The 3,946-nt window shown below is 34.7% G+C and carries 4 protein-coding genes; all 4 read left to right on the top strand.

The window, feature by feature from the left end:
* The first annotated feature begins 433 nt into the window (after positions 1–433).
* The 4 genes from RMY63_RS41225 to RMY63_RS41210 all read left to right on the top strand — a co-directional run bounded on the left by RMY63_RS41225 (position 434) and on the right by RMY63_RS41210 (position 3,899).
* On the top strand, positions 434–826 hold the full coding sequence (locus RMY63_RS41225; protein WP_322734199.1) for a hypothetical protein: 393 nt from the start codon (positions 434–436) through the stop codon (positions 824–826).
* A gap of 296 nt (positions 827–1,122) precedes the next feature.
* Complete coding sequence (locus RMY63_RS41220; RefSeq protein WP_322734198.1) at positions 1,123–2,301, top strand: glycosyltransferase family A protein; 1,179 nt, start codon at positions 1,123–1,125, stop codon at positions 2,299–2,301.
* A gap of 20 nt (positions 2,302–2,321) precedes the next feature.
* Positions 2,322–3,188 carry an NTP transferase domain-containing protein gene (locus RMY63_RS41215; protein WP_322734197.1) on the top strand — a complete coding sequence of 289 codons (867 nt, stop codon included), beginning with the start codon at positions 2,322–2,324 and terminating at the stop codon, positions 3,186–3,188.
* 366 nt (positions 3,189–3,554) lie between these two features.
* The gene (locus tag RMY63_RS41210) at positions 3,555–3,899 is read left to right on the top strand and encodes a tetratricopeptide repeat protein (protein WP_322734196.1); all 345 of its coding nucleotides are present in this window, start codon (positions 3,555–3,557) and stop codon (positions 3,897–3,899) included.
* Positions 3,900–3,946: the final 47 nt, after the last annotated feature.

Here is a 3,946-nt window from a genome sequence, read left to right as displayed (position 1 = left end):
TACATTGTCGCAGTTTTTGATCCCATTTTTTCAGATTTTGTGAGAAATCCGCGAAATGCGATCGCTTTTATTAATGCAACAAAAAACACAAAGAGTTAATCAAACTGCCATAACAAAACTTTTATAAATTCAAAATCGTTTTTGCTTTGGTATAGTGATAGCTTTCTTTACATCTATTTCTGAAGAAGAGAAATAGATGCTCATCTAAGAGCAATACAGGATTTTTAGAGCTTTTCAGCATTCGTCTATATTTTTCTCTACGTCAACTGCATACTTCGCCAAGTCTCATCCAGATATAGCAGTAACAGAGAACCAACAACCCAAGTTGCTCTGTTGAATCAAGCTTATAACCAACTTGTAACTAAATTTATCGCAGATAAACAGTTAATCAAGCTGCCACAACCGAGATTTTACAACCTCAAGGAAAATAAAAATGTCATCACGTCGTTTTTTACCAATACTTGTAAATTTAGCAACTGCTATGACTATTCTGTGTATCTATCCCAAGCCGAGTAATGCACAGGTAGTAGTTGACTTAACCTCTAGTTTTCAGGGTATGCGTCAAGCGGGACAAGACTATCTGGAGGCTTTGAAACAGGACAGCCCCTTTGCTTCAGTCCAGTACTCAGTAGTGCAAGGTTATATAGGACAGATTGATGCATTTGCTTTAAGTCAGCCATATCAATACTGTCGCTCTGCACGTATGGCTTACTCATTTGCAGAGGAGCTTTCTGATGCAGCCTCTGGGATTGGTTACGCTGTAGCTCCGCCCTATTCTCCAACGAGCATTTTAGTAGCTCAACAATGTTCTCAGATTGGGCAGTAATGCGAACACAGGTTTGCAGATTAAGAAAGTGGAGGTACGCTACTTGCGAATGGCTATTTGCGTAATAGCAATGAGACATTTTGAGATACTAAATTCTGTTGAAATTTTGCAAGAAAGCTACGCTTATTTGACTTGCTGTTAGCTGCCAAAACGATAGTTTTTTTATGTATCTAAAAGCGATCGCACTTCTAACTCTCTGCATCTGAAATGCGATCCCTCTCAATTTACGCAATAAATTACGAGCTAGATATATTCAATAAATTGAATCCATTCCATGTACTCAAAACGGAGATTGTATGAATTATATTCTTGAGAGACTAGGAACATCAGTGACTGTAGACTATTTTGATTTCAAATGGATACAACCTCGAAAAATCATAGTACATGATCCAATTTCAGACATTAATCCGTGGGAATACCAGTTTATGAGTTATGCTTCTACTAATACTCAAGATAGTGAAAACAAGAGTCTTATAATAGTTATTCCAACATGTGACAGTGATTTTTATGTGTTAGAGCATCTAAGCAGAGTAGTTAAAAATATTTGTGATGATAAAATTAATACATTTTTAAGCGAATTCTTAATTCATATATTAGTAGTGATAAATGGAGAAATTAGCTCCAACTTTAAAAAACAGTTAATGAAGTTTTTATCACGACATAGGTATATTAAAAATCTAATACATATAGCAGCTATTCATGCAAAAAGTAAAAGTAAAGTTCTAGCCATGAATTATGGACATCAGTATGCAATCGGTAACAATATGAACTACATTTTTTTCATGGATGATGATGTGATTTTATATCCGAGGACAATTTCAAGACTCTTATTAGAGCTAGTAAAAGGTAATTATGCCTTGGTTGGGGGTAATCCATCTTTAATTGAGCTTACTTGTTTAACAAATCAGACAAAAAATTTATTTTCTAAGATTGTAACTCTGAAGAGACAACTTACAGGATACTCTTTACCAGTTGGAAGATTGTTAGGTATGAGAACAAAAAATTATCCAATCATTCCTAATAATATTATTGCTGATGATGTTTTCTTAAATGCTTTCTGTATTTACCATAAGTTACCTCAAAAAATTATTGCAAATGCTTATGTTGGATATTTAGGTTCTACTTCTTATTTTCAATGGCTATCTAGGTCTCTTCGTATCAAGGTTTCTGACCAACAAATACTTAGTTTACTTCCAATGCCCCAGAGAATTCAATTACAAAACTTGCTACACCATATACCTTTTCAGTATGAACCGAGTCAAGAACAGCTTCTAGTATTAGATTTGTGTAGAGAAATCAAAATAGAAGGCTTGAGGATGTTAAATAATATGAAGTGTTCCTTAGACATATGGGGTGCTGACTTTAGTACAAAAATCACATCTCAAAATAAGCTTTGTATTTATGATAGCTACTTTAATAATTCATTTTCTGAAATCCTATTAGATTTCAATAAGTGTCTGAATAAATATTTGTAGAAGTATAGGAATACAATACCATGTTGTCTAATGATAATAATATATCTCCTGCTCTATCAAAATCTTTCTATCAAATAACTGATAGGTCATCTTTAATCGATATTAGTGAATCATCAATAAATACTGAAAATATTTATTTTTCTATCTTAGCAGCTGGTAAATCTCTTAGGATGAAAGCTAGTGGATTTCAACTACCAAAGCTTCTATTTCCCCTAGAAGATAATGAAACATTATTATCAAGAACAGCTTCGCAAGTTAGAGAATTAAGCCATCATCCGATCAGGTTAGTAGTTAGAAGTGAAAATTACGCTAGTGTGGAGAATTACATTGTCCAAAGTTGTTTAGATAATTTCAAGTTACTTATTGATGATAATCCACTCGGACATGCTAGTGCTGTTCAGGTTGCAGTCAGGGATATAGATGCAAATTATGGGACAGTTATTATTTTATGGTGTGATATGCTCTACAGGAGTGTCACTATTAAAAAGTCTATAAGTTTACATTATGCACTTCATCAAAATCAAGGACTTACTATGCCAACCACTACTTTAAACCATCCATATGCATCCATCAAAAGAGATTTAGATGGAAATGTTGAAAAGCTTCTCTTTCATAGTTCAGGAGATTGCATACCATCTTTTGGAGAAGATAATGTTGGAATTTTTATTTTTAATCTCAACTCTCTTAGAACTTACCTATCGGTATTAGAGGAAACAAATTGGAAGAACGGCTGTCCTCGACAAATGGATTCAATTATACAGACTTCACTAGATATGGGTGAATTGTTTGCTCCAAGAATAGCATCTCGATCTGATTACTTAAACATCAACTCCCCTGACGACTATGACAGATTTCAGAGGGAGAATATGTGCTGTAAAGAGTCTTAGTGTCTTTTAGAAACAATCCTGTGCTATTCTCACTGGATTCAATTTAGGAATTGTTTGCAGTGGTTTGCGATCGCACCTTTAACTTCCAGTATTAAAAAAGTGTAGATGCTCTGTGGCTCGCCTCCGGCATTGCTCCGATCTGTGCAACAATCATCACTCAGTGTTAAACATGGGTTTAAGTCTATAGCTTAATTTTGTATAAACAAAAGATGTATTGAACCAAGGATAATTTACTATTCCGTTAATACAGATAATGAGTAATATTAAACTCTTTTTTACACAGTTTTTATGCGATTCAAACAAGTAATTTTAACAATAATTACGATTTCAATAGCCATTACAGCCAATTTAACGGTTAATAGACTAGTGCCTTTTTCTACAGCAGAAGTACTCGTGCAGACATCAAATGCAAAGAAAGTAGAAGCAGACAGATTGAATGACCTTGGTCTGGAACAGCTCGATAAAAGTCAATTTGAAGCTGCATTACAGTCTTTTCAACAGGCACTTGCTATCTACCGAGAAATTCAAGACCGTAAAAACGAGCTTGCGGCACAGGGAAATCTCGCTATTGTCTACGATAACCTGGGAAACTACAACAAAGCTATTGAATATTTACAGCAAGTTTTGGCGATCGCACGAGAAATCAAAGATCGTAAAAGCGAAGGTAAAACACTCTCGAATCTCGGTAATGCTTACGATAATCTAACGTGAGTTCGACGGAACTAAAAAATGGCAGGAGGTAGTGCAGGCAAATCTTT

Source organism: Nostoc sp. ChiQUE01b, from assembly GCF_034531255.1.
In the GTDB taxonomy this organism is placed as follows: domain Bacteria; phylum Cyanobacteriota; class Cyanobacteriia; order Cyanobacteriales; family Nostocaceae; genus Nostoc.
This window is presented reverse-complemented; position numbering and strand designations above follow the sequence as displayed.

What these genes read in the sequence shown, in the direction of transcription:
- RMY63_RS41225 (WP_322734199.1), top strand. Translation starts at nt 434, where the DNA reads ATGTCATCACGTCGTTTTTTACCAATACTTGTAAATTTAGCAACTGCT.
- RMY63_RS41220 (WP_322734198.1), top strand. Translation starts at nt 1,123, where the DNA reads ATGAATTATATTCTTGAGAGACTAGGAACATCAGTGACTGTAGACTAT.
- RMY63_RS41215 (WP_322734197.1), top strand. Translation starts at nt 2,322, where the DNA reads ATGTTGTCTAATGATAATAATATATCTCCTGCTCTATCAAAATCTTTC.